Origin of the sequence: Onishia taeanensis (genome assembly GCF_013349955.1) — a bacterium.
Classification (GTDB): domain Bacteria; phylum Pseudomonadota; class Gammaproteobacteria; order Pseudomonadales; family Halomonadaceae; genus Onishia; species Onishia taeanensis_B.
In genome coordinates, this window is sequence record NZ_JABVXC010000012.1 from 1 (window position 1) to 25,820 (window position 25,820).

Annotated in this window: 22 protein-coding genes; 5 read left to right on the top strand and 17 right to left on the bottom strand. The window is 60.7% G+C overall.

The features are described 5' to 3' along the window. Positions 1 to 392: 392 nt before the first annotated feature. Positions 393 to 1,223 carry a CDP-diacylglycerol--serine O-phosphatidyltransferase gene (gene pssA / locus HUS66_RS13360; protein ID WP_175071409.1) on the bottom strand — a complete coding sequence of 277 codons (831 nt, stop codon included), beginning with the start codon at positions 1,221 to 1,223 and terminating at the stop codon, positions 393 to 395. 187 nt (positions 1,224 to 1,410) lie between these two features. Further along, positions 1,411 to 2,427 (bottom strand): ketol-acid reductoisomerase, encoded by a 1,017-nt coding sequence (gene ilvC, locus HUS66_RS13365; RefSeq protein ID WP_175071411.1) that lies wholly within the window; start codon positions 2,425 to 2,427, stop codon positions 1,411 to 1,413. A gap of 170 nt (positions 2,428 to 2,597) precedes the next feature. On the opposite strand from ilvC, the gene ilvY reads away from it, so the two are divergent. Further along, entirely contained in the window at positions 2,598 to 3,485 is an 888-nt protein-coding gene (gene ilvY / locus HUS66_RS13370; protein WP_175071413.1) for an HTH-type transcriptional activator IlvY, read from the top strand. 99 nt (positions 3,486 to 3,584) lie between these two features. Here the strand turns inward: ilvY and ilvN are convergent, their stop codons facing one another. Then, complete coding sequence (gene ilvN, locus HUS66_RS13375; RefSeq protein WP_175071416.1) at positions 3,585 to 4,076, bottom strand: acetolactate synthase small subunit; 492 nt, start codon at positions 4,074 to 4,076, stop codon at positions 3,585 to 3,587. After that, positions 4,076 to 5,800, bottom strand: a complete 1,725-nt coding sequence (locus tag HUS66_RS13380; RefSeq protein ID WP_175071418.1) for an acetolactate synthase 3 large subunit — start codon at positions 5,798 to 5,800, stop codon at positions 4,076 to 4,078. The genes ilvN and HUS66_RS13380 overlap by 1 nt, the downstream gene beginning before the upstream one ends. A 713-nt stretch (positions 5,801 to 6,513) precedes the next feature. Here HUS66_RS13380 and HUS66_RS13385 point away from each other — a divergent pair. Continuing rightward, positions 6,514 to 7,881 carry a sugar porter family MFS transporter gene (locus HUS66_RS13385; RefSeq protein WP_175071420.1) on the top strand — a complete coding sequence of 456 codons (1,368 nt, stop codon included), beginning with the start codon at positions 6,514 to 6,516 and terminating at the stop codon, positions 7,879 to 7,881. A 153-nt stretch (positions 7,882 to 8,034) separates the two neighbouring features. Here the strand turns inward: HUS66_RS13385 and clpB are convergent, their stop codons facing one another. From clpB to rluD, 3 genes are all read right to left on the bottom strand, one after another. Beyond that, positions 8,035 to 10,638, bottom strand: coding sequence for an ATP-dependent chaperone ClpB (clpB, locus tag HUS66_RS13390; protein ID WP_175071421.1), 2,604 nt, complete (start codon positions 10,636 to 10,638; stop codon positions 8,035 to 8,037). Positions 10,639 to 10,981: 343 nt separating this feature from the next. Further along, on the bottom strand, positions 10,982 to 11,746 hold the full coding sequence (pgeF, locus tag HUS66_RS13395) for a peptidoglycan editing factor PgeF (protein ID WP_175071422.1): 765 nt from the start codon (positions 11,744 to 11,746) through the stop codon (positions 10,982 to 10,984). A 28-nt stretch (positions 11,747 to 11,774) separates the two neighbouring features. Further along, entirely contained in the window at positions 11,775 to 12,734 is a 960-nt protein-coding gene (rluD, locus tag HUS66_RS13400; RefSeq protein WP_175071424.1) for a 23S rRNA pseudouridine(1911/1915/1917) synthase RluD, read from the bottom strand. Between the two features lie 149 nt (positions 12,735 to 12,883). Here rluD and HUS66_RS13405 point away from each other — a divergent pair, with 149 nt between their 5' ends. Then, positions 12,884 to 13,690 carry an outer membrane protein assembly factor BamD gene (locus HUS66_RS13405; protein WP_175071590.1) on the top strand — a complete coding sequence of 269 codons (807 nt, stop codon included), beginning with the start codon at positions 12,884 to 12,886 and terminating at the stop codon, positions 13,688 to 13,690. Positions 13,691 to 13,826: 136 nt separating this feature from the next. Here the strand turns inward: HUS66_RS13405 and HUS66_RS13410 are convergent, their stop codons facing one another. After that, complete coding sequence (locus HUS66_RS13410; protein ID WP_175071426.1) at positions 13,827 to 15,458, bottom strand: NAD+ synthase; 1,632 nt, start codon at positions 15,456 to 15,458, stop codon at positions 13,827 to 13,829. Positions 15,459 to 15,568: 110 nt separating this feature from the next. On the opposite strand from HUS66_RS13410, the gene HUS66_RS13415 reads away from it, so the two are divergent. Further along, the gene (locus HUS66_RS13415; protein ID WP_175071428.1) at positions 15,569 to 15,832 is read left to right on the top strand and encodes a PP0621 family protein; all 264 of its coding nucleotides are present in this window, start codon (positions 15,569 to 15,571) and stop codon (positions 15,830 to 15,832) included. Positions 15,833 to 15,923: 91 nt separating this feature from the next. Here HUS66_RS13415 and thiO read toward each other — a convergent pair whose 3' ends face one another. Then, positions 15,924 to 17,024: a glycine oxidase ThiO gene (thiO, locus tag HUS66_RS13420; RefSeq protein ID WP_175071430.1), complete on the bottom strand. Its 1,101-nt coding sequence runs from the start codon at positions 17,022 to 17,024 to the stop codon at positions 15,924 to 15,926. Positions 17,025 to 17,183: 159 nt separating this feature from the next. Between thiO and HUS66_RS13425 the strand changes: the two genes are divergently transcribed. Next, positions 17,184 to 17,702: a GspH/FimT family pseudopilin gene (locus HUS66_RS13425; RefSeq protein WP_175071433.1), complete on the top strand. Its 519-nt coding sequence runs from the start codon at positions 17,184 to 17,186 to the stop codon at positions 17,700 to 17,702. Here HUS66_RS13425 and HUS66_RS13430 read toward each other — a convergent pair. The 8 genes from HUS66_RS13430 to fkpB all read right to left on the bottom strand — a co-directional run bounded on the left by HUS66_RS13430 (position 17,699) and on the right by fkpB (position 25,807). Further along, on the bottom strand, positions 17,699 to 18,121 hold the full coding sequence (locus HUS66_RS13430) for a type IV pilin protein (protein ID WP_175071435.1): 423 nt from the start codon (positions 18,119 to 18,121) through the stop codon (positions 17,699 to 17,701). The two genes, HUS66_RS13425 and HUS66_RS13430, sit on opposite strands and share 4 nt — an antisense overlap. 9 nt (positions 18,122 to 18,130) lie before the next feature. Then, positions 18,131 to 21,652 (bottom strand): pilus assembly protein, encoded by a 3,522-nt coding sequence (locus tag HUS66_RS13435; RefSeq protein ID WP_175071436.1) that lies wholly within the window; start codon positions 21,650 to 21,652, stop codon positions 18,131 to 18,133. A 10-nt stretch (positions 21,653 to 21,662) separates the two neighbouring features. Further along, entirely contained in the window at positions 21,663 to 22,082 is a 420-nt protein-coding gene (locus tag HUS66_RS13440) for a pilus assembly PilX family protein (RefSeq protein ID WP_175071437.1), read from the bottom strand. A gap of 71 nt (positions 22,083 to 22,153) precedes the next feature. Further along, a complete protein-coding gene (locus HUS66_RS18025) occupies positions 22,154 to 23,158 on the bottom strand; it encodes a PilW family protein (RefSeq protein ID WP_175071438.1) in 1,005 nt (334 codons plus the stop codon). Further along, the gene (gene pilV / locus HUS66_RS13450) at positions 23,155 to 23,583 is read right to left on the bottom strand and encodes a type IV pilus modification protein PilV (RefSeq protein WP_175071439.1); all 429 of its coding nucleotides are present in this window, start codon (positions 23,581 to 23,583) and stop codon (positions 23,155 to 23,157) included. The genes HUS66_RS18025 and pilV overlap by 4 nt, the downstream gene beginning before the upstream one ends. Then, on the bottom strand, positions 23,580 to 24,059 hold the full coding sequence (locus HUS66_RS13455) for a GspH/FimT family pseudopilin (protein ID WP_254628838.1): 480 nt from the start codon (positions 24,057 to 24,059) through the stop codon (positions 23,580 to 23,582). The genes pilV and HUS66_RS13455 overlap by 4 nt, the downstream gene beginning before the upstream one ends. A gap of 158 nt (positions 24,060 to 24,217) precedes the next feature. Continuing rightward, the gene (ispH, locus tag HUS66_RS13465) at positions 24,218 to 25,171 is read right to left on the bottom strand and encodes a 4-hydroxy-3-methylbut-2-enyl diphosphate reductase (protein WP_175071441.1); all 954 of its coding nucleotides are present in this window, start codon (positions 25,169 to 25,171) and stop codon (positions 24,218 to 24,220) included. 189 nt (positions 25,172 to 25,360) lie between these two features. After that, entirely contained in the window at positions 25,361 to 25,807 is a 447-nt protein-coding gene (fkpB, locus tag HUS66_RS13470; protein ID WP_175071442.1) for an FKBP-type peptidyl-prolyl cis-trans isomerase, read from the bottom strand. Positions 25,808 to 25,820: the final 13 nt, after the last annotated feature.

Here is a 25,820-nt window from a genome sequence, read left to right on the forward strand (position 1 = left end):
TGTCAACCCTTGCTGTTGTTGCTCACCGTAGATGACCGGGTGAACCAGCGGCGAGTTGAGCGCCGATCGAGTGGAGGTGCATTCTACCGTTTCCGGCGTTTTTGTCAATGCTTATCGACTCAAGCGAACCGAAAAACCTTAACGAAAACAAGTGCTTCCAACACCCTTCACCGCGTCCGACGTTTGCCCGTCGGCGGCAGCGGATGCGTACTTTACGGATTATCGACGTGCCATACAACCCCTTTCCTGCAAAAAGATGACGAAGAGGTTGTGGATAGATGAAGGCGGCTGACCGGGTGTGGATAGATCGAGGGGCTAGACACGACAACGCCCGCACAAGGGCGGGCGTTATTGAGCAGGCAGCACAATCGCCAGGCCGTAGCACTGAAGGATTAGCTAGCCGGCTGATTTTTCATCTTGCGCAGCACGGCAAGCACCGGCCCCGAGGCAACATAGGCGGCGAACAGCAGCAGTAACATGACTGACGGTTCTACTGAGATCACCACGAAGCCCAGCACGATGGCGAGCAATACCACGAAAGGCACCGGCCCCTTGAGATCGACATCCTTGAAGCTGTAGTAACGGATATTGCTGACCATCAGCACGCCTGATGCAGCGACCACCACCAGCATCAGCAGCTTGAAGGCGAAGGCATTAGCATCGAAGCTGTGGAAGGTCCAAACACTCGCGGCCACCAGGGCAGCGGCGGAGGGACTGGGCAACCCAATGAACCATCTCTTGTCGGTGGAGCCGATCTGCACATTGAAGCGGGCCAGGCGGAGTGCGGCACAGGCCACATACAGGAAGGCTACCACCCAGCCGACCTTGCCGAGGTCCTGAAGAATCCAGGTAAAAGCAACTAAAGCGGGCGCCATGCCGAACGAAATCATGTCGGCAAGACTATCGTACTCGGCGCCGAAGGCACTTTGGGTATTGGTCATGCGCGCGACGCGGCCATCGAGGCCGTCGAGCACCATGGCGATGAAGATCGCGATGGCGGCTGCCGAAAAGTCGCCATTGATGCCGGCCACTACGGCGAAGAAGCCCGAGAACAATGCGGAGGTAGTGAACAGGTTCGGCAGCAGGTAGATGCCACGCCGCCGGATCTTCTTACCATCCTCGACCGCTTCTTCGACCACCTCCGTCTCGCGCAAGAACGTCGCGGTGACATCCTCGTCGTGTTCGGGGCGCTCGTGTTCGGTCTTTTGCGAATCCTGGCTCATAGAGGTCTTCCGTTGCTGGGATATGTGTCAGTGACACGAGAGCCATTCTACATGCTAGCTCCGACAACGATAGTAACGGTGGAATGTAAGAAAACAGCGAGGGCGCGGAAATCCGCACCCTCGCTGTCATGATGGCCGTATTGCTTGGCCCTAGCTATCGACCGGAACTGTCAATCAGCTCATGCGATCAGTTCTTGGACTTATCGACCAGCTGGTTGGCGGCGATCCAAGGCATCATGGAGCGCAGCTTCTCGCCAACCTGCTCGATCGGGTGCTCGGCGTTGAGACGACGACGCGCGGTCATTGACGGATAGTTGGTCTGGCTCTCAGCGATGAAGCTCTTGGCATAGTCACCGTTCTGGATACGCTTGAGGGCGTTGCGCATCGCTTCGCGGGACTGGTCGTTGATGACTTCCTTGCCGGTGAAGTACTCGCCGAACTCCGCATTGTTGGAGATCGAGTAGTTCATGTTGGCGATACCGCCTTCGTACATCAGATCGACGATCAGCTTAAGCTCGTGCAGGCACTCGAAGTAGGCCATTTCCGGCTCGTAGCCTGCTTCGGTCAGGGTCTCGAAGCCGGCCTTGACCAGCTCGACGGCACCGCCGCACAGCACGGCCTGTTCGCCGAACAGATCGGTTTCGGTCTCGGCACGGAAGGTGGTTTCGATGATACCGGTACGACCGCCGCCGACACCTGCCGCGTAGGAGAGCGCCAGCGCCTTGGCGTTACCGGTCGCGTCCTGCTGAACGGCGATCAGGTCGGGAATGCCGCCACCCTTGACGAATTCGGAACGCACAGTGTGGCCCGGGGCCTTGGGCGCGATCATGATCACGTCCAGGTCCTTGCGCGGCTCGATCTGGTTGTAGTGGATGTTGAAGCCGTGAGCGAAGGCCAGCGTTGCGCCCTGCTTCAGGTTCGGCGCCACTTCCTGCTCGTAGATCGCCTTCTGGTTCTCGTCGGGCGCCAGCAGCATGACCACGTCAGCGGTCTGGCTCGCTTCGGCGACGGACGCCACCTTGAGGCCGGCCGCTTCGGCCTTGGCGGCAGAAGAAGAACCCGGGCGCAGCGCGACAGTGACGTCGACGCCGGATTCCTTCAGGTTGTTGGCGTGCGCGTGGCCCTGAGAGCCGTAACCCACGATGGTGACCTTCTTGCCCTGGATGAGAGAGAGGTCGCAGTCCTTGTCGTAATAAACGTGCATAGCGATATTCCTGATAACGAATGAGAAGAGTGTCAGCGTTGATGGCAACCCGCGCCGTCTATTGCGACGCTTGTGGTATGTGATGCCGATGCAAGGACGATACGACAGACATCGCGTTGCGTAAAACGCTATATTTGCAACATCACATCCCATAAAGTGCAATGACCCTTATGGACATACGCGACCTCCAACACTTCATGAGCCTGGCCGACACCCTACATTTCGGCCGCGCCAGCGATGCCTGCCACGTTAGCCCCTCGACGCTATCCCGCTCGATCCGTTCTCTCGAGGAAAGCCTGGGGGCAACGCTCTTCGAGAGGGACAACCGCCACGTCGCTCTGACCCACCAGGGCCTGATCTTTCAGACCTACGCCCGAGATGCCCTGGAGCAATGGGAGCTGGTGCGCCAGGCCCTGATGGAAGAAACCGCGGCACTCGCCGGCGAGATCAGCATTTTCTGCTCGGTGACCGCCAGCTACAGCTTCCTGTATGAGCTGCTGAGCGACTTTCGTACCCGCCATCCGCGCATTGAGCTCAAGCTGCATACCGGCGACCCGGCCCATTCGATCTCGCGGGTACTGGCCGGCGAAGAGGACATGGCGATCACCCCGCGACCGCGACGCCTCCCCGAGGCCCTGGCCTTCAAACCGATGACCACCTCGCCGCTGGTGTTCATCGCCCCACGGGACGGTGCCGACTGGATGCCCGCTCATCCAGAAGTCCCCACCGCCAAGCAATGGGCCGAAGTGCCGATGGTACTTTCCGAGTCGGGCCTGTCGCGGGAATACAGCGATACCTGGTTCAAGGCGCTGGGCATTACGCCGCACATCTATGCCCAGGTCGCCGGGCACGAGGCCATCGTCAGCATGGTCGGGCTGGGCTTCGGCATCGGCGTGGTGCCGAAAATCGTGGTCGACAACAGTCCGCTGGCTGCCCGGGTGCAGGCCCTGGCGGTCAAACCCGAGCTGCCCCACTACGACGTCGGACTGTGTGTGGCCCAGCGCCGGCTGAAGAGCCCGCTGATCCGCGCGCTATGGTCCGAAGTCTCGGCACGATAGCGCCCCGACCGGCCAGGCACGAAAAAGCCGCTCCGAAGAGCGGCTTTCCTGGCGACTTTCCTAGAGACGCGGCCTTGGCTTACGGCCGCCAACGCAACCTCAGAGGCTCAGCACCTTGTCGCCGCGAGCGATACCCGAGACACCGGTACGCGCCACCTCGAGGATACCCACCGGGGCCATGGCCTGAAGGAAGGCATCCAGCTTGCTGGCATCGCCGGTGATCTGCACCGTGTAGAGGTTCGGCGTCACATCGACCACCTGAGCGCGGAAGATATCGGCGGTGCGCTTGACCTCGTCACGGGCCGCGCCGAGCGCCTTGACCTTGACCAGCATCAGCTCGCGCTCGATATGCTGCCCCTCGGTCAGGTCGACCAGCTTGACCACGTCGATCAGCTTGTTGAGGTGCTTGGTGATCTGCTCGATCACCCGATCGTCACCAGTGGTGGTGACGGTCAGGCGCGACAGCGTCGGGTCTTCGGTCGGCGCGACGTTGAGCGACTCGATGTTGTAGTTGCGCTGCGAGAACAGCCCCACCACACGAGACAAGGCGCCGGGTTCGTTTTCCATCAGGATCGAGATGATATGGCGCATCAGGTCCGCTCCGTCTTCGAAAGCAGCATGTCACGCATGGAGCCCAAGGGCACCTGCATCGGATAAACGTGCTCGCGCGGATCGACATAAACGTCGAGAAACACCAGCTCGTTCTTGTCGGCGAAGGCCCGCTCGAGAGCGGGTTCGAGATCCTCGTGACGTTCCACCTTGAGAGCGGTGAAACCATACGACTCGATCAGCATCTGAAAGTCCGGCAGCGACTCCATGTAGGATTGGGCGTGACGGGACTTGTAGTTCAAATCCTGCCACTGGCGCACCATGCCCAGCGAGCCGTTGTTCAGGTTGATGATTTTCACCCCCACCCCGTACTGCTTACAGGTCGAGAGCTCCTGCATCATCATCTGGAAGCTGCCCTCACCGGTGATGCAGACCACATCATCGTCCGGATAGCTCTTCTTGATGCCCATGGCCGCTGGAAAACCGAAGCCCATGGTGCCCAGTCCGCCCGAGGTAATGAGGCGATTGGGCTTGTCGAACTTGTAGTACTGGGCCGCAAACATCTGATGCTGGCCGACATCGGTGGTGACGTAGGCCTCGCCGCGCGTTGCCCGGCAGATAGCTTCGATCACTTCCTGTGGCTTGAGCGGCTCGCCTTCCTGTGAGGGCTCATAGAGCTTGCCTACCCGCTCTTCGCGCCAGCCATCGAGCTTCTGCCACCACTCGGCGAGTGCGTCAGGCTGACTGATTTCTTTGCCCTGTATCAGGCTGATCATTTCGTTGATGACGCTGGCCGCCGGTCCGACGATCGGCACGTCAGCGCGCACGGTCTTGGATACCGAACTGGGATCGATATCGACGTGAATGATCTTGGCCGTGGGACAGAACTTGGAGGTGTTATTGGTCACCCGGTCATCGAAGCGCGCCCCGATGGCGATCACCAGATCGGCATGGTGCATGGCCATGTTCGATTCATAAGAACCGTGCATACCCAGCCAACCGAGGCACTGACGATCACTCTGCGGGTAGGCGCCGATGCCCATCAGCGTCGTGGTGATCGGAAAGCCCAGGTGTTTGACCAGGTCCGTCAGGCCTTCGCTGGCATTACCGGTGACCACCCCGCCACCGGTGTAGAACACTGGACGCTTGGCCTTGAGCATCAGCTCCACGGCTTTCTTGATCTGGCCGGTATGGCCACGAGTGACCGGGTTGTAGGAGCGCAGCTTGACCTTCTTCGGGTAGACGTACTCGTAACGCTCGGTGGGAGCGGTCATGTCCTTGGGAATGTCCACCACTACCGGCCCGGGGCGACCAGTCGCGGCCAGGTAGTACGCCTTCTTCAGCACCTCGGGAATCTCCGACGGGTGCCTGATCGAGAAGCTGTGCTTCACCACCGGACGGGTCACACCGATGATGTCGGTTTCCTGGAAGGCATCATCACCAATCAAGTGGCTCATCACCTGCCCGCACAGCACGACGAGTGGGATCGAGTCCATGTAGGCGGTGGCGATGCCGGTCACGGCGTTGGTCGCGCCGGGACCCGAGGTGACCAGCACGGTACCTGGTTTGCCGGAAGCCCGGGCATAGCCGTCGGCGGCATGCGTCGCGGCCTGCTCATGGCGTACCAGGATGTGTTTGACCTTGTCCTGACGAAATAGGGCGTCATAGATATGCAACGCCGCTCCGCCGGGATAGCCATAGATGTATTCGACGCCCTCGTCCTGAAGGAAGCGGGCGATCATGTCGGCGCCGGAAAGCAGTTCCACTGTATTTCTCCCCTGGAGGTCTCGAGTGCCTTGCCGTGCTCAAAGAGGCACGCAAGTCGAGTGCGGCGGTATGCCGCGGCCGGTCGATGCCGGCACCTGATGCCAAACCCTGGCTTCATTCGGCCCGGATAGGGCCTGCACTCACATCACGGCGGTTCACCGTGTCGGGGCGTTGGCCGAGCGTGGCGGGTAGCCTTGCCCGGATAATCCTTCGGCGGGTAGAGGTCTTACGACCTACCCTTCACGCGGCGGTCGGGGATCGCCCGGATTCGTCCGCGCCCGCAATCAGGAACCGTCAAGAGTCCAATAGGCCCTCGGTAGTGTCAACCGTGAAACCGCCTTCCTGCGACGAGTAGACGAGAACCAGCCACTTCAACCGGCTGACAGGCGTCCGAATGGCCCTATGGGTGCAAGGGATATGGTACCGGCGCCACCACTCTTGGACCAATGTCTAGCGCGTTTTGGGTGGTAGATTTGCCGGCTGGTTGCTGTAATAGTTCTCGGCTGACACGATTCAGCTAACCACATAACGCACCTTTAGCCTTTCGCCGGGCTTTTCCTGGCCGCTTGGACCAGCAGACTGTATCGCCCTGGTCCGAACCCTCTGGCCTTAGCATTTGGTCTTCGCCTCAGGTGAATCGATTCACCTGAGGCGAACCAGCCAAGGGCTCAAGAGAAGCAGCGACGAAAGGTGCCCAGCAAGGAGAAAGCGCATGTCTCGCATCATTCAGTGGTCGATCACGGTTGCCCTCGCCGGCTTCCTGTTCGGCTTCGATACCGCCGTCATCTCCGGCGCCGACAAGCCCATTCAGGCCCTCTGGGGACTCAGCGATCTGCAGCATGGGCTGCTGGTCATGTCGATGGCGCTGTGGGGCACGGTGGTAGGTGCCATCGGCGGCAACTGGCCCACCGACAGGCTGGGACGCCGAGCCACCCTGGTGCTGATCGGCATCCTCTATCTGGGCTCGGCGCTGGGCTCGGCGCTGGCCACTGACCCCTACTGGTTTTCCTTCTTCCGCCTGATTGGCGGCATCGGCGTGGGAATCTCCTCGGTCGCCGCCCCTACCTACATCTCCGAAATCGCGCCAGCCAAGCACCGCGGAGCACTGGTGGGCCTCTACCAGTTCAACATCGTGTTTGGCATCCTGATGGCCTTCGTCTCCAACTTCGTGATGGGTTCACTGCTGGGAGAAGGTGCGTGGCGCTGGATGCTGGGCATCGAGGCAGTGCCGGCGTTGCTGTACACCCTGATGATCTGCCGAGTACCCAAGAGCCCGCGCTGGCTGATTCTCAAGCGCAACGACGTTGAGGGCGCAAGCGAAGTGCTGAGAAAGATTGACCCCAATGCCGATGTGGATCGCGAAATCGCCACCATCCGCGCCGCGGAAACCAGCGAACAGAAGGCCCATGCGCCCTTCTTCTCCGGACGCTATCGCCTGCCGGTCCTGCTGGCCTTCTTGATCGCCTTCTTCAACCAGTTCTCGGGTATCAACTTCATCATCTACTACGCGCCGCGAGTATTCGAAGCCGCCGAACTCGGCAATAGTGCCGCCCTGCTCTCATCCGCCGGCATCGGCCTGGTCAACCTGGTCTTCACCATGGCCGGCATGGCGCTGATCGACCGCCTGGGGCGTCGCACCCTGCTGTATATCGGCTCAGTGGGCTACCTGGTCTCGTTGGTGCTGATCTCGCGGGCCTTCTTCCTCGGCAACCTCGGTGGTCTCGAGGTGCCTTTGCTGCTGGGACTGTTCATCGCCGCTCACGCGATCAGCCAGGGGGCGATCATCTGGGTGTTCATCGCCGAGGTCTTCCCCAACCATGTGCGCGCCCGCGGCCAGTCCTTCGGCAGCTCCGTACACTGGATCTGCGCGGCCCTGATCACCCTGGTGATGCCCTGGGTGCTCGGCACCTTCAACGGCGGCCCGGTGTTTGCCTTCTTCGCGGTGATGATGGCACTGCAGGTGCTGTTCGTGAAATTCCTGATGCCCGAAACCAAGGGAGTATCGCTGGAAGCTCTGCAGCAGCGCCTGGTGCGCGAGCCGACGCCAAAGACGCGCCCCGCCAGCGCCGGCTCACGCTGATCACGAGCCCTGGTAGTCGAGCCCTGGTAGTCGGGCGCTGACCTAGGAGCCCCATAAAGCACGAAGGCCCGCCTCCTGAGAGGCGGGCCTTTCGTGTGGCCGACCGACGCGGTTGGTATTCGGGTCGGCCGAGACTTGATAAAGCCTCTTTGGTTACTCCTTGCTGAACACCAACTTTCCGTCCTGGCTTGCGACCTTGATGGTGTCGCCCGGGGCGAACTTGCCGGCGAGCAAGTCCTGCGCCAGCGGGTTCTCGATCCGACTCTGGATCGCCCGCTTGAGCGGCCGGGCACCAAATACCGGGTCGAAGCCCACCACTGCCAGCTGGGCCAGCGCATCGTCACTGATCTGGAGCGACAGCTCGTGCTCGGCAAGCCGCGCCCGCAGACGATCGAGCTGGATACTGGCAATGGCCTGGATCTGCTCCTGGCCGAGGGCGTGGAAGACCACCACCTCATCGATACGGTTGATCAGCTCGGGACGGAAGTGGTCGCCGACCACCGCCATCACCATTTCCTTCATGTGCGCGTAGTCCTTCTCGCTATCACCGCTGTCTTCGCCGCCCATGCGCTGGATGATGTCCGAGCCCATATTGGAGGTCATCACGATCACGGTATTGCGAAAGTCCACGGTACGTCCCTGACCGTCGGTCAGCCGGCCATCCTCAAGCACCTGGAGCAGGATGTTGAAGACATCGGCGTGCGCCTTCTCGACCTCATCGAGCAACAGCACCGAGTAGGGCTTGCGACGCACCGCTTCGGTCAGATAGCCGCCTTCTTCATAGCCGACATAGCCCGGAGGCGCGCCGATCAGACGGGCCACGGAGTGCTTCTCCATGAACTCGGACATATCGATGCGTACCATGGCCTCCTCGGTATCGAAGAGGAAGTTGGCCAACGACTTGCACAGCTCGGTCTTGCCCACCCCGGTCGGGCCGAGGAACAGGAAGGAGCCGTTGGGCCGGTTCGGGTCGGCAAGCCCGGCCCGGGAACGGCGCACCGCATTGGCCACCGCTGTGACCGCCTCATCCTGGCCGATCACCCGTTCGTGCAAGGCCTCTTCCATGCGCAGCAGCTTGTCGCGCTCGCCCTCGAGCATTTTGGATACCGGGATGCCGGTCCAACGCGATACCACCTCGGCGACCTCCTCCTCGGTGACGTTGGAGCGCAGCAAGGTGTGGGTCGAGGTGTCCGCAGTTTCGCTTTCCTCGATCGCGGCGATCTTACGCTCGAGCTCCGGAATCACCCCGTACTGCAGCTTGGACATCGTCTCATAGTCGTTCTGGCGCTTGGCGGCGTCGAGTTCGATGCGCGCCTTGTCGAGTTCGGCCTTGTGCTGGGCCGCGCCCTCGATGCTGGCCTTCTCGGACTTCCAGACCTCGTCGAGGTCGGCGTATTCCCGAGACAGCTCGTCGATCTGGGTCTCGATACTTTCCAGGCGCTTCTGGGAGGCATCATCGGTCTCTTTCTTAAGCTGCTCGCGCTCCATCTTGAGCTGGATCAGGCGCCGGTCGAGGCGGTCCATTTCCTCGGGCTTGGAGTCGAGCTCCATGCGAATCCGCGAGGAGGCCTCGTCGATCAGGTCGATGGCCTTGTCCGGCAGCTGGCGGTCGGTGATATAGCGCGCCGACAGCTTGGCCGCGGCGATGATCGCCGAGTCGGTGATATGGAGACGATGATGGACCTCGTAGCGCTCCTTGAGGCCACGCAGGATAGCGATGGTGTCCTCCTCGGAGGGCTCGTCGACCAACACCTTCTGGAAGCGGCGCTCCAGTGCCGCGTCCTTCTCGATGTACTTGCGGTACTCATCCAGGGTCGTCGCACCCACGCAATGCAGCTCGCCGCGTGCCAGGGCCGGCTTGAGCATGTTGCCGGCGTCCATGGCGCCCTCGGCCTTACCGGCGCCGACCATGGTATGCAGCTCATCGATGAACAGGATCACCCGCCCCTCTTCCTGAGCCAGCTCGTTGAGCACCGCCTTGAGCCGCTCTTCGAACTCACCGCGGAACTTGGCGCCGGCCAGCAGCGCGCCCATGTCTAGCGACAGCACGCGCTTGTCCTTGAGCCCTTCCGGCACCTCGCCGTCAATGATGCGGTTGGCCAGGCCTTCGACGATGGCGGTCTTGCCGACGCCAGGCTCGCCGATCAGCACCGGGTTGTTCTTGGTGCGGCGCTGCAGCACCTGGATGGTGCGGCGGATCTCGTCGTCACGGCCGATCACCGGGTCAAGCTTGCCTTCGGCGGCCCGGGCGGTCAGGTCCAGGGTGTACTTGGCCAGTGCCTCGCGAGATTCTTCGGCGTTGGGGTCGTCGACCTTCTGGCCGCCGCGCAGGCTGTCGATGGCCGCGGCCAAGGCCTTCTGAGTGAGGCCGGCCTGGGTCAACAGCTTGGTGACCGCATTATTCATGGCAAGCGCCGCCACTAGCACCAACTCGCTTGCGATAAACTGATCGCCGCGCTTCTGGGCTTCCCGGTCGGCCAGGTTCATCAGCCGCACGAAGTCCCTGGACGGCTGGACCTCGCCGTCGAACTGGCCGACCTCGGGAAGCCCATCCAGATAATTGGTCAGCGCGCTGCGCAACGCTGCTGCATCGCCGCCGGCCTTGTCGACCAGCCCCTTGAGGCCGGCGTCGCGATCCTCGAGCAGCGCCATGAGCAGATGGCCAGGATCGAGCTGATTATGGCCACGCCCCACCGCCAGGGATTGGGCATCGGCCACCGCAGTTTGCAATTTGCCAGTGAATTTATCGAATCGCATCGCATGTCCTCCATGAGGGCAGCGGCGCATTCGGACGCACCGCCTGCCTGTGTCGTGTCTTGACAGTATCAATGGAGGTATGGTGGCCCTCTTTCAAGGCGCCAGCCTTAGGAAAGGTGCACCGGCTTGATGCAGATCAAGGTTGGCTTAGGGGCCACCGAATATGACGCAGGTAACACAGCATGGGCAGCCTGGTAAGGCGAAGCGTCTTTTTCAGGGCCGGAAGGTGCATCCATGCGATTCCGGCATTTCCGCCATCCATGGCGGTCAGATGAAAAGCCGAGCCCCCAGGTAGGGATTCACCGCGTCTTCGCGGTCCAGGCCGCCGAAGTACTCAACCGCATCAGCGCAGCCAGATCGCGCTGGCCATACGGCCAGTGACGCCGTCGTCACGGCGGTGGGAGTAGAAGCGCGGTTCGCAGGCGGTGCAGAAATGGCCGCCGCTGATGTGGGCGACGCCGAGGCGCTCGAGGCGCAGCCGCGCCAGCCGGTAGATATCGGCCATGTAGTGACCGAGACGATAGGGACTGGGCTCGAAGGCGCTCTCGGCCTCGGGTTGAACTGCCACGAAGGCATCGTGCACTTCGGGGCCCACCTCGAACTGCGCGTTGGAAATCGCCGGGCCTAGCCAGGCCATCAGTTCGCTGGGCTCGATACCCAGCGCCGCCACCGTGGCTTCGAGCACGCCGCCGGCGAGCCCTCGCCAGCCGGCATGGGCGATACCCACCCGGGTGCCCAGCCGGTCGCAGAAGAACACCGGCAGACAGTCGGCGGTCTGCACCACGCAGGCATGGCCGGCATCGAAGGCCACCGCGGCATCGGCTTGAGGCGCATCCGGCACATAAACCTGCTGCACGCTGGCGCCATGCACCTGGTCGAGCCACAGCAGCGGACGGTCACTACCGATCTCGGCCTGCAACAGCTCGCGACAGCGCGACACCATCGCCGGGTCGTCACCCACATGTTCGGCGGTATTGAAGGCCGCGAAGGGCCCTTGGCTGGGCCCGGTCTCGCGGGTGGTGACCAGGGCCCGCACCGTGCTCGGCGCCGGCCAGTCGGGCAGCACTAGAGTGGGGTGCGGGTGCAGCGTCGCAGCGGGGTCCGTCATCACCGGATTCCTCAGCAAAGCAATGGCCTCATCGCATGGTTTCGTGATCGTCGCGCAGGTAATCGAGCAGCATCAGCATATCGTCGGGCAGTGCGGCGCGAAACTCGAGGCGCTGGCCGCTTTCCGGATGAACGAAAGCCAGCTTGCGGGCATGCAGGGCCTGACGCGGGAAGCCGCGCAGCAGGTCCTTGAGATCATCGTCCGCCCCCGGCGGCAGCTTGAGACGCCCACCATAGAGGCTATCGCCAATCAGCGGAAAGCGCTGGTGGGCCATGTGTACACGAATCTGGTGGGTCCGCCCGGTCTCGAGCTTGCAGCGCACATGGGTGTGATTGCGGAAACGCTCGGTCACCCGGTAGTGGGTAACGGCCGGCTTGCCAGACGCCGTGACGGCCTGGCGTTTGCGATCTTTGGGATGGCGCCCGATCGGCGCCTCGATGCGCCCGCCGGAGGTCACGACCCCGGTGACGATGGCATCGTATTCCCGCGAGACGCTGCGCGCCTGCAACTGCTCGACAAGCTGGGTCTGGGCGGCAAGAGTCTTCGCTACCACCATCAAGCCGGTGGTGTCCTTGTCGAGGCGGTGCACGATACCGGCGCGAGGCACGCTAGCAAGCGCCGGGCAATGATGCAGAACGGCATTGAGCAGGGTACCGTCAGGGTTACCGGCGGCCGGGTGCACCACCAGGCCGGCGGGCTTGTTGATCACCAGCACGGCGGCGTCTTCATGGACGATGTCCAGCTCGATGGCCTGGGGCTCAAAACGCAGTTCGTCCTCGACCACAGCGGTCAGCACGAGCTGCTCGCCGCCGTAGATCTTGTCCTTGGGCTTGGCACGAGCGCCATCGAGGGTCAGGTCGCCGGACTTTATCCAGGCCTTGAGGCGCTCTCGAGAGAAGTCGGCGAAGATCTCGGCCGCCACCTGATCGAAGCGCTGGCCGGCCATGGCCTCGGGAATGCGGGCGTCGCGATGTACGGTTTCTGACATGGGGGCTGTGTGCCTTTGAGGTGGCACTGACGAGGCACCAAGGCTCGGCGCTTTGCGGCCTGCCCTGAGTGGTTTATCGTGAGTGCTTTATGATGAGCCGCTGCGTAATTCTACCACGGCCATTCGGGTTGTTTGAGACGAGGACCATGATGCGCGTTTTCCCCCGTGGCACACGGCTGGGCGCCTATGCCCTGACAGCCGCCCTGCTCGCCGGCTGCGCCGGCAACGATACCGTTCCCGACGAGCTCGCGGAAGCCGAGCTCTACCAGCAGGCGATGACGGCGCTGGAGGCGCAGAACTATACCAACGCCGTGAGCCGGCTCGAAGCCCTCGACGCCCGCTATCCCTTTGGCGACCACGCCGAGCAGGCACAGCTGGAACTGATCTACGCCTACTACCAGACCGACAACTGGGAATCGGCGCGGGCGGCTGCCAGCCGCTTCATCCGCCTGCAGCCGGACCATCCCCAGGTCGACTACGCCTACTACATGCGTGGTCTGGCCGCCTATCAGGCGGGCCGCTTTAGCCTCGAAGGGCTCAAGCTGATCGACATTTCCAAGCGCGACCTGGGCGCCACCCGCGAGTCCTACAACGACTTCCGGGAGCTGATCGAACGCTTCCCGGACAGCGAGTATGCCCCGGACGCCCAGCAGCGCCTGGTCTACCTCCGCAACGTGCTGGCCCGCCATGAGCTGCAGGTGGCCGACTTCTATCTGCGCAAGGGCGCCTACCTGGCGGCGGTCAAACGCGGGCGCTGGGTGATCTCCCACTACCCGGAGGCACCGGCCAATCACGACGCTCTGGCGGTCATGGTCGAAGGCTATCTGGGCCTTGGCATGACCGATCGAGCCCGCGAAGTGCTCGCCACCCTGATCGAGAATGCGCCGGATAACGAACGCCTCGACGGCAGGGCCTTCGAGCCCCGTTACGTCGATGCTGAGCCGCTGACGCTGTAATGCCCCTTCGGGGAGCCGTAAGCGATAAGCTGGAAGAAACACCCACCACCGCGCTGTCTTGGCAGAGGGCGACTCCTCCAGCTTCCAGGCGCGTAGCGCCGCGCTTACAGCTTATGTCTCCCCGGCTAAGCCGGGGTCATTCCCCGGGCTGCCAACCGTTGACGATTGGATAGCGCCGGTCGCGACCGAAGCCCCTCGGGGTCACGCGCACGCCTACCGGCGCCTGACGACGCTTGTATTCGCAGCGGTCGACCAGCTTGACTACCTGATAGACATCCTCGCGAGCGAAGCCGGCGTCGATGATCGCCTCGGCGCTCATGTCGCCCTCGATGTAGCGAACCAGGATAGCGTCCAGGATGTCGTATCCGGGCAAGGAGTCGCTGTCCTGCTGATCCGGCGCCAGCTCTGCCGACGGCGGACGCTCGATGACTCGCTCGGGAATCGCCGGCTCCTGGTCGTTGCGCCAGCGCGCCAGCCGGTAGACCCAGGTCTTGTAGACGTCTTTCAGCGCATTGTAGCCGCCGACCATATCGCCATAGAGGGTGGCATAACCGACCGCCATCTCGCTCTTGTTGCCGGTGGTCAACACCATCAGGCCCTTCTTGTTGGAGATCGCCATCAGCAGCACGCCACGACAGCGGGACTGCAGGTTCTCCTCGGTGGTGTCGCGCTCGGTACCGGCGAAGCTCTCGGCCAGGGTGTCCAGGAAGCTCTCGACCATCGGCGCGATGGGCATCACCTCGTAGCCGACGCCCAACAGCTTGGCCTGTTCGGCGGCGTCCGCCCTGGAGATATCCGCGGTGTAGTGGTAGGGCATCATCACCGCATGCACCCGCTCAGGCCCCAGGGCATCCACCGCAATGGCAAGTGTCAGCGCCGAGTCGATGCCCCCTGACAGGCCGATCACCACCCCCTTGAAGCCGCTCTTGTTGACGTAATCACGCACCCCGGTGACCAGCGCACAATAGAGGCTTTCCTCAGGCTCGGGCAGCGGCTCGCACTCACCGGCCTGCGGCACCCAGCCATTCTGCTCGCGCAGGAACTGCACCGGCATCAGCCCCACCTGCCAGTGGGGCGCCTGTACCTGCAACTGGCCATTGGCATCGACGCAGGCTGAGCCGCCGTCGAACACCAGCTCGTCCTGACCGCCCACCTGGTTCACATAGACCAGCGGGCGCTGGGCCTCGGCAGCCCGCTCGCGCAGGAGCTCGAGACGCTCTGAGGGCTTGTCCTGATGATAGGGCGACGAATTGAGCGTAATCAGAATCTCCGCGCCCGCCTCGCAGGCCAGGCGAACCGGCTCGGTCTTCCAGACGTCCTCGCAGATCAGGATGCCGAGCTTGGCCCCCTTATGCTCGACCACCAGCGGCTCGGTGCCGGCGCTGAAGTAGCGCTGCTCGTCGAACACTTGATAGTTGGGCAGCGCCTGCTTGGCATACTCGTCGAGCCATTCGCCGTTATACAAAAGGCCCGCCAGGTTATAGGTCTGCCCTTCACGGCGACCGGGGTAACCGATAATCACCAGCACGTCGCGGGCGACCTTGGCCGCCATGCGCGCACGGGCCTCCCGCAGGCGCGTCTCCATGGAGGGGCGCAGCAGCAGATCCTCCGGCGGGTAGCCAGTCAGGAACAGTTCGGGGAATACCACGATATCCGCGCCGTGCTCGATGCGGGCCTCGCGCACCGCTTCGATGGCACGCTCGGCGTTGCCGGGAATATCGCCGACCAAGGGGTCGAATTGGGCCATCACCAGCGTCAGGTCTTGCATGGTCGGGGAAATCTCTCGAAACTCTCGGATAACCGTATTGTCCCGCATGGCCGCCCGAGTAGCAAAACACTAAACCTTCTCACGCGGCCCGACCAGGGAGTCATAAAAGGATGAACCTGTTGATCATTCGCCTGATCATTTTCGCCGTGCTGTTCTGGGCCGGCCTCAAGCTCTACCGCATGTACCGCGACTGGAAGCTGGAGCGCGAGGAATGGGAGCGCAAGGAGGCTCACCAGGAGGGTGGCCACATGGTGCGCTGCGTCTATTGCCAGGTGCACCTACCCGAGGATGAGGCCCTGCGCGAACAAGGCGAATGGTTCTGCAGCACGCCCCATCGCGACAAGTACCTGGCCGAGCAACATCCTTCCGACTGAGGGCGCCTCGCCCCGGCACCGCGCTGGGCGGAGCCTATCTCTCGCCCAGACCTGACGCCGGCGCCGCTAGCTATTTTTGCCACTCGTGTTGTCACTCGCCAAGGCGACCAACCAATCGATAAGGGGCCGGGTCGATGATCGGCTCACGGCCCAGCAGCTCGTCGACCAGCAGGCGAGTTGAAGCGGGTGCCAGCACCAGACCGTTGCGGTAGTGACCGGCATTGACCCAGAGGTTCTCCACGCCAGGCACCGCGCCGATGAATGGAATGCCTTCTGGCGAGCCGGGGCGCAGCCCGGCCCAGTGATGTTCCACCTCGCAGTCAGCAAGCGCCGGCACGATCCGGACGGCGCTCTGCCAAAGCGACTCCCGAGCCTCATCGCTAAGCGCCTTGTTGAAGCCCACCTCTTCCAGCGTCGAGCCCGCCAGCACGCGGCCATCGCCGCGGGGAATCACGTAGCGCCCGTCCATCAACACCACCCGCTGGACAAGCCCCGCCGGCGCCTTGAAGAGAATCATCTGTCCCTTCACCGGACGCACCGACAGCGCCACCTCGACGCTCTCCAGCAGTTGCGCCGCCCAGGCCCCACCGCAGACGATCACACGGTCTGCCGCGATCAAGCCCTCTTTCGTGCGGGCACCAACCACCGCATCGCCTGCATCGCGCTCAAGACCGGTAACCGTTTCATGCTCACGCAGCGTGACCCGAGGCATCATCGCCAGTCGCGCGCGCAGCGCCTGGCCCAGGCGCGGGTTGCGAATACTACCAAGCGTCGGCATCCATAGCGCCTGCTCACAGCCCGGCGCGGCCGCGGGCTCCTTGGCATAGATCACCTCCGGGCCCACTCGTTCCAGGGGTTTGCCGACCTGGCGCGCCCAATCGAGGGCACGCGCCTCGTCCTCGACACGCAGATACAGCAGGCCCTTCTGGCGATATTCCGGATCGATGCCGGTTTCCTCAAGAAGCCGTAGGCTGAGCTCCGGGTAGAACCCCTCGGACCAGCGCGACAGCCGAGAAACCGGCGTGCCGTAGCGCCAAGGGTAAAGCGGCGAGACGATGCCGCCCCCCGCCCATGAGGCCTCGCGGCCGCACTCGCCACGCTCAACCAGCGTTACCGACTGGCCCGCGTCGGCCAGTTGCAAAGCCGTCATCATGCCGATGACGCCACCGCCGATAATCAGGAAATCGCTCACAATAGAATACGCTCTGGCTTACAACAGTTTTGGCTAGAGTAATGGAAAGCTCGACAGAATAAAGGACGAGCGACGGAGCGAGCAGAGAAACGGGCGACAGCGAATACCCCAAGAGCAGGATGTGCGGGGGCATCGGACACTCCAGGGAAGGAGAGAGACATGCGCACGAGAGTAGAGACCCAACTACAACATCACAGGGCTGGCTTCACTCTGATTGAGCTGCTGGTGACCCTTGCCGTACTGACGGTCATGCTTACTTGGGGCGTGCCTAATTTCCAACGACTTATGGAGCAGCTCTCGATCGATACGGATATCAGCCGCCTGCAGCGAGCGATTGCGCTGACCAGAAACACCGCCATAAGCCAGCAGCGGCGACTGACGCTGTGCCCCAGCGCTGATAACAAGCAATGCAGCACCAACTGGGAACTGCCGTTGCTGATAATGGTGGGCAATGTAGATGGGGATGCACTCGAAGATGCTGAAGTACTGAAGGTAGTTTCTGCTGGCAACCTCGAGCGCGTTAACTTCCGCAATGGCTATCGCTGGCTACGCATCGGCTCGAGTGGCTGGCCGCGAGGGTATAACGGCACCTTTACGCTGTGCGGGCAGGACGCATCCGCGACACTGGTGATGAGTGCCACCGGACGCCTTAGGGTCGGCCCGCCCGGGGACTGCTAGAAACACTGGGCAATCGTCCCAGACCCCGAAATGGAAGCTTGTCCGGTCTGGTCGAGTGACAGCGTGCCGCAATCCGCATCAGGCGCCTGCGGCCCCGAAGGGGTAGCCTCAATCACAAACGTTTGCTCCGTGGGTTCTTTGTCGGCGAAAGCAAGCGTGTAGCGATTGGCATTAGCCAACTCACTGACGCATTCAGCATTCGGCAACGGCTGATCATCGTTCTTGTAGCTGAAGGTCTCGGTATACCGGCGTTCCATCCCTTGAGCCAGCTCATCGAGACAGGCTACAGCCCGTGTGCGCCAGGTATCGTTTACGTACCTCTGGTAGGAGGGGTAGGCGATACTGGCCAGAATGGCGATGACCGCTACCGCAATCATCAGCTCGATCAAGGTAAAACCGCGCGGCAGACCACTGCGCATAAAAAGCTCCTAGGGTTCAAAAATCTGACGCCATGACTGCCGGCCGGTTGTGGCTCCCGAGACGCCAGTGCGTTGCGGGCCACCAGCACTGCCTATAGTACCTGCCAGAACGCCTTGGCCGGTTCCCGGGTCGCGCACCACGACCTGAGATTCCCCGTTACCCAGCTTGATGCCCGCCGCCACTTGAGCGTCGCCATTGGCATCAGTGATGTTGTCAGCACTGTCGACCTTGCCATCACCGTTGGTATCGAAGAAGGCTCTGGTGCCAACGCCGCCGGTTTCGAGAAGTAAACTGTAAACGTAACCGTCGACCCCGGCAGTACATTGGCCAAACAGAGGTCTCAGCGTCGAAAATAGCGCCCGCTGATGATAGATACCGGCTGGCAGTGTCGGCATGGACACCATTCTTTCTCCCTCCGGCAGGTCCATGTACCAGCCTCGCTGAGCCGTTCCACCATCTTTCCTGATGGTACGGAAATCACTGCCTTCATCGATAACAAGGACTTTGTGGAGTAGGACCGAATCAGGGTCGCTAGCTTGTACCGACGTTAAGTTCTCATTACCCGAATCGAACACCCCATATAAACGCTGTTCGCTTGTATCATAGCGATCGTCAACGAACTGGAAACTGCCCGTACCAAATAGTACGACCAGGGTGCTGGAATCACCGGGCTTGAACTCAAGCTGCACAGGCGCGGTAATCGGCTGATCGGTTTGGCCTTTCAGGAGCCGCTGCGGTGCGCTCAACAGATTGGATAAATCAAAGCGCCACATATTCCCCTGCAAGTCACCCGCGTAGGCATATTGGCTAAAGCCATTGTAGTCTGGCCAGCGCGTAGCAGTAGGCGGTGCCAGTCCATTGGGATTGTCAGCCCCTCCGACGCCAGTATTCCATCGCTTTAGCTCGTCGCCAGTTTGCAAATCAACAGCGAACATCACCGCCTGCTGAGTCTTGCTGTTATAGCCATTGCCAAACAATACCACCCAGCGAGATTCTGGATTTTCCTCAGTGCCAATGTTAATCCTGGAGATTGATGGTCGAGTAACACCTTCCCCCAGTGCCTCGTCAGAGAATTCCCATAGCACGTCCCTTGTACTCATGCCTTCAGGGTCGGATACATCAAGCGCAAAAACCGTACGCCCACCGGCGCCCATGGTGCCGACGACGAACGCATTCTGACCAACGTCTATATCCTCGTTACGGGACTCCTTTATCTCGACGTTACGGGCAACCGGTGAGCCATCGACAAAGTACCGGTGAGTGTAATCAGGCGCCATCAGCGATTCTAACGGTGCCTTTTTGCCTAGCTGGCTAGTGACTAACTCACTGGGAAGGTAAGCAAATAACTCTTTTCCGTTATCAGCGGAAAAACCATGCAGCATGCCATCGTTGGCGCCGACGAAGACCATACCTCGGCGATCGCTGTTGAAGACCATGCCTGAGCGCTCGCTGTCATCTGGTGGCGTCAGCAAGAAAGGCGCGCTGTTGACGATATCCCCCAGCAGGTTAGGCTCTTCCTGACCGTCGGGAATACGGCTACGCAAGCCATCGACTTCTTCACCATAGAGCCAGCGAATTTGACTTGCACTTAGATCGCTGCTGCCAGTACTCAGCATTTTACCGTTTGTGTTAGACCCAGCGCCCTGTGCGGTCAGCAGCACCCGATCATCCGGTTTCTGACCACGCAACATAACCTCAGCATCCCACTTAAGGTCACGCTTGCCCCCGGAGAGTAACTGATAACCCTTGAGCTCCCCCGACCAATCAGTGCTGCGAAACCCAGCCGAGAAGAGCTGCGTATCCGGCCCAATGGTGTCATTACTGACTGCCACCGGTACTACCGAAGTCTCCTGACGAGATACGATCGTTCCCAGCACGGTATCCAGCCCTTCGACAAAAGCTTGGGGGTCGGACGCACTAAAGAAGCCACCATGGCCGTTGATCGATGCATGCAACAGATCATCCAAGCGTGCTCGGTTTGCGGTACCCGAATCACGGCTGCTGAAATCATTTTCACTTGGCCAGTCAACACTCTCTTCATTCTCAACCGCCTGCCAAGCGCTATCTGGATCAATAGAGCCCGACACACCGAACCCCACACCGAAGGTGGTCATATGCTGCCAGAAAGCAGGGTCCTGAGCGTTGACAGGTACATCGTTGGCAAGCCCATTCTTCCTACCCTCCCTAAGATCGTTTTTCCAATAGTGCATGGCCACATCGGCAAGCGTTGATGACACACCATCGGCATAAGGGGCGGAGGGTTTATATTGATATCTTCGGTCATCAGGCCCTTCAATAATATCACCTTCCGAGCCATCGACATTATTAATACCCGGAGGATTATTCCCACTCCAATAGCCGTCGGTCATCATCAACGCATAGTTGGCACGGCAGGATTGGAAACCGCTGGATTGGTCCGAACTGGGATCATTACGCCAAGGCTCATCATGCTTTTCGAAGTAGTTGCCGCTACGCTGAAGGCCTCGGCGCAGCGGCGTGCCTTCGGCGGGGACTTCGTGGGTATAGAGTTCATCGAAAAAGCCGCTGCGCCCCTCCCCCTCAAAGACACGTACGCCCTTCGACACATCCCCCTGAACGACGTTGCCATTGCTATTGATAGTGTCAAACCCCACCCGTATCGTTTCACCCAGTTGCGAAAATGCCTCGCCGATGCCTGCCCGGGCAGCCAGGGTTCTCGAACGATAGTAAGTGTACCAGTTGGCAAAGTTCTGTATTTCTTCTTGATAGGTGCAGCTCGGTATATCGGCTGAGGCATTGGCACAGTCGCTGCGATTCTCGCGCCCCTCCCCTTTAAATGGCCCATTCCCGAAGCGAATCTCCACGCGACGATAGTTATTAATATTATTATAGCTTCCGCCAGTGTGGCTATAATACAAGGCAGGGTAGAATGTGTCTTCATAGCTCTCGGTATACTGGTAACCGCAGCGATAAGACCACCCAAACCAGCCACAGACATACTCTCTACTACGAATCGGTTCACACCCCGCTGGCCCTACTTCCGTGATATTATTGCAATTGCCTATCCAACGATCCGCCGACTGCGTATTTTCAAAGGTGAGATTGCGCCCACCGCGGCTTGGGATGCTGGGGTTATGGTAGGCATTGTTGGGGTTAGCCGGCGCCATTCTGGACCCATCAGCGCGCGTCCAGGGCTGATAGGTCACGGCGGGATTATAGTAAAGCGTATTGGCTTGCGGCGAACGACTATAAGCATTGTAGGCATCGTCCTGATCGAAAGTCGGCACGATATTGGAATACTCTCCACCCCCATAACCAGATTGGTAAACATTATCAGCTCGTGGATAGATAAAACGTGCTGAAAGAGCAATATTTGACTCTGGCATATTTTCGAAGCGCATGGAGCCAGAGTCATCGATGATGAACATCAGGTTAGGGTCGACTCTGGGGCCTACTGAAAGTGGTGCTTGTGCCAGGTCGGCCGCCAGGGTCACCTGTATCCCTCCTGCGAAAAACAGCAGCAGTGTGATGGGGAAAAATCGTATACGCATGACAATGCCTTTAGTTATCAGGGATATACCAACTCTGCAAAACCACGCGGCTATTAGGTGAACCACCATAGCCAACCGCACTAATCTGATAAATAGGGTAGGGATTATTATTATCGTCCCCCTCGCCAGCCTGGCCTGCCAGGCCCGTAGGGTGCCATATATAGTACCCTGGATTGCTACTTACACCTGATGCATTCACAGACGTTGTCGTCAAAGACTTATCGCTGCCATTCCACTGGGTATTCTTGATTCCATTATCGCTATCAGCCTGCTCTTCCGCAGCCTTCAAGGCGGCTTCCGCTGCCTGAAAAGCCATGGCATGATCTCGCTGGTTGGCGACCATACGCTCCTGAAGCGTGGCGTCCTGAACAGAAGATACCGCTAGCAAACTCAATAACAGCAGAAAAAACAGCGACACAATCAGTGCCATGCCTTGCTGCCGGCAAGCGGGAGGCAGGCGTGTCGGTTGAAGACGTGGAGAGTTAGCGCGACCCAATGGCATCATCTCCTCCCCTCGGCCAAACGATTACGCAGGGCAACCGTTGTCGTAAAGCCCTGATAAAGATGAAAATCATCTTCCCCGGCCTGGAAATCGAGATCGCCGACTGTCACCTTGGCGGGGCTATCTAGCACGTTGGTCTCGGACGAGCGCAGCAGCAGGCTAACGCGAACAGCGGTGATATCCTGCCAATCGGCATTCGGTGGAGCTTTCTCATATGTCCCGTTTCTTAAAAATCGTAGCTCCATATCCACCACCGGGCTGGCCAATGTCTCTGAACGACCAGACACCAAATCACGACGCCTAAGGCCAGATGCACCGCTAGGATTGTCCCAACCGATGTAATAAATACTAGCTTGCGGCGCCCCCACCCAAGTGCTTCCACCTCCAGACACATGTGTAAACGTATGCGTAAAAGGGTCAGGGGCGCTCAGCTTTTTATCGCTGGTGGTCTCGACGATTTCGCAGTTGTTTTTTTCGATAAAAGCCAGAAGGTCACCCTTAGCCAACCCGTTCTCATTATTGAGCTTGATGTTTTGGTCGCCGGCATTGATATCCTGGGCCAAGCGTTGCCCGGCTGGCGTGGCCGCATGGTGAATCAGCAGCAGATCACCTTGCTGATAATTACTGGAGTCTACTTGTGAGGTATAGGCATCGTTGCCTCGGCTTTCCCAGCCACCTATCGCATCGAAGCGATCATTTGGAAACAGCCTACCGGCCGTAGCATCTTGCAGGTTCAGCACCAGGCCAACGCCTGACCCTGCCTCCCCCTGGCAGGCCGGCGCATAACCGGCGTGACGCAGGTCGCGCTGGAAGACATCCAGTAAAAAGCGACCGTTTTCCTGTACCTCGGAAATGGCATTCTGTAAGCGGTAAGTGCGCTGATTGGAACTGAATAATTGATAAATGCCTGCCGTGATCACCAACCCCAGCACCAGCACGATCATTAGCTCGACCAAATTCGCACCACGCTGGCGCGAGAGTCTCAAATAGTGGACATCTTTCACGGCTGCACCCATGTCTCGAAGCGTTGCTGATCGCCGCCCAGGCCTGGGGCCGAGGACCATGCCACGGTGATAACCACTTCATCACCGGTGACGGCCACGCTGCCATCCCCTTCCGGCAGAGTGCATGCGATATCAATCAACCAGTCAGCCAAATCTCGACTGGCAAGACTGCCGCCACTCGGCTCATCGTCGTCACAGTTGACGTCATTACCCAGCGCAGTGGCATAGGCACCTAGTTGCCCCTCATTGGCGCGCATCCGGTCTCCCAGGTCATAGGCCAGGCTTGCAGCCTGACTACGCAAGTAGGCCTCTCGATCCAGAGCAAGAGAACGAGTCTGCAAGGCAACCATGCCGAGAATGCCGATCCCCAGCACGAGTAGCGAAATCAACACCTCTATCAACGAAACGCCACTTTGACGCGTCATGGTGGGCAAGTACTCCCTGCTGCTATTGAGCCACTGGGGGCAACCTTCAGAACCTGACTCTGCCCATCAGCGCTTATCGTCAGGCAGTAGCTACTGGCGCCATCAGGCCGGCCAAAGGAATTGAAGGTGACGGATGCGTTACTGGTGATGGTGACACCATCATCCCGAACGGCATGTTGCTGAACCACGCTCTCCACCGTCCCATCGGTTTTCTTGGTCACCAGTTGCCAGCCAGTACTCCAGTCGCTCCCACAGCCGTTGAGGCCGCATAATGTCAGCGTGCGGTTGCGCTTGATGGCTTCGCTGCGGGCGAGCCGCAGGGTTGCGTTGAGATTATTGGTCACTGTTGTTAGCCGATTGTCGTTCACCAGCCCGGAAAAGCTCGGCACAGCGACGGTGGCGATGATGACGATCAACGCAACCGTCACCAGCAACTCAATTAGCGTAAAGCCTGACTGCCTCCCGCACCGTGTCATTCACTCCACCTATCCACCTGAAACCTAGTTGCCATCATCAATTCATCCCACCCCAGTATGTCGCAGGATGACTAACGGCGTCATACCCGAGACCAAAAAAACCGGGCCTGAGCCCGGTTGTTGTCGATAGCGGTCGGCCTGGAGCCCAGGCAGTCCCACTAACCGCTGGCGATCACCTGCTCGCGTAGCTCCTTGGGCATCGAGAAGGTAATGGTCTCCTCGCGACCGGAGAGCTCCTGCGGGGCCTCAGCGCCCAGCGCCTGCAAGCGCTCAATCACGCCATTGACCAGCACCTCGGGGGCGCTGGCGCCGGCGGTGATGCCGATCTGCTCGACGCCTTCGAGCCAGCCGGGCTCGATCTGCTCGGCGTCGTCGATCAGGTAAGCCGGGGTGCCGACTCGCTCGGAGAGTTCACGCAAGCGGTTGGAGTTGGAGCTATTGGGACTGCCCACCACCAGCACCAACTGACTGCCGGCGGCAAGTTCGCGCACGGCGTCCTGACGATTCTGGGTGGCGTAGCAGATGTCATCCTTGCGCGGGCCCTGAATCTCGGGGAACTTGGCACGCAGCGCATCGATCACCCGAGCGGTGTCGTCCATCGACAGCGTGGTCTGGGTGACGAAGGCCAGGCGGCTCGGGTCCTTGACCTCAAGTGCCGCCACATCAGCCTCGTCCTCGACCAGGTAGATGGCACCGCCATGGGAGGTGTCATAGCGGCCCATGGTGCCTTCCACCTCGGGGTGGCCGTGGTGCCCGATCAGGATGCACTCCTCTCCGCGCCGCGCGTAGCGCAGCACTTCCATGTGCACCTTGGTGACCAGCGGACAGGTAGCGTCGAAGATCCTCAGGCCACGGCGCTCGGCCTCTTGCTGAACCGCCCGGGAGACGCCGTGGGCAGAGAAGATCACGATCACGTCGTCGGGGACCTCGTGGAGCTCCTCGACGAAAATCGCCCCGCGCTCGCGCAGGGTGTCGACCACGAAGCGGTTGTGGACCACCTCGTGGCGCACGTAGATGGGCGCGCCGAAGACATCGAGGGCGCGATTGACGATCTCGATGGCCCGATCGACGCCGGCACAGAAACCGCGCGGGTTGGCCAGCTTGATTTGCATATGTTGCCTTGCCTTGATGCCTAGGCATCGCATCTTGGATTTTGTCAGCGGACGTGGCTGCACTGGGGGCGGGCCATCGCGAAGACGCTGTAAACCCTTCCCTGAGCGCTACTTTTGCCATCCATGGCAAAAGACCTTCGCTCCATCCAGCCCCCGGCGCCACTCACCAGAAAGCACTCAACGAGGGCATCAGTGAGTGGTCGCCGGGGCGACCTTGATCACCTCGACCTCGAAGGTCAGGGTACGCCCGGCCAGCGGGTGGTTGAAGTCCACCGTCACCTGTTCGCCATCGATCTCGGCGATCACGCCAGGCAGCTCGCCGCCGGCGGCGTCGGCGAAGGACATCACCATGCCCATCTCCGGCACCTCACCCTCGAAGTCGTCACGCTTCATCAGCTGCACGTTCTGCGGGTTGTGCTGGCCGAAGGCATGCTCCGGGGTGATCTCGTAACTGCCGGTGTCGCCGTCGGTAAGGCCGGACAGCGGTGCTTCGAAGCCCGGCGGCAGGTTGCCGTCGCCGACCTGGAAGGTCGCCGGGGCCTTGTCGCGAGTGGAATCCACCACCGTGCCATCCTCGAGCTTGAGGGTGAAGTGAAGGGTCACTTCCATGCCCTCGTCGATGCGGTAGTCGCTCATCTGCTTGGCTCCG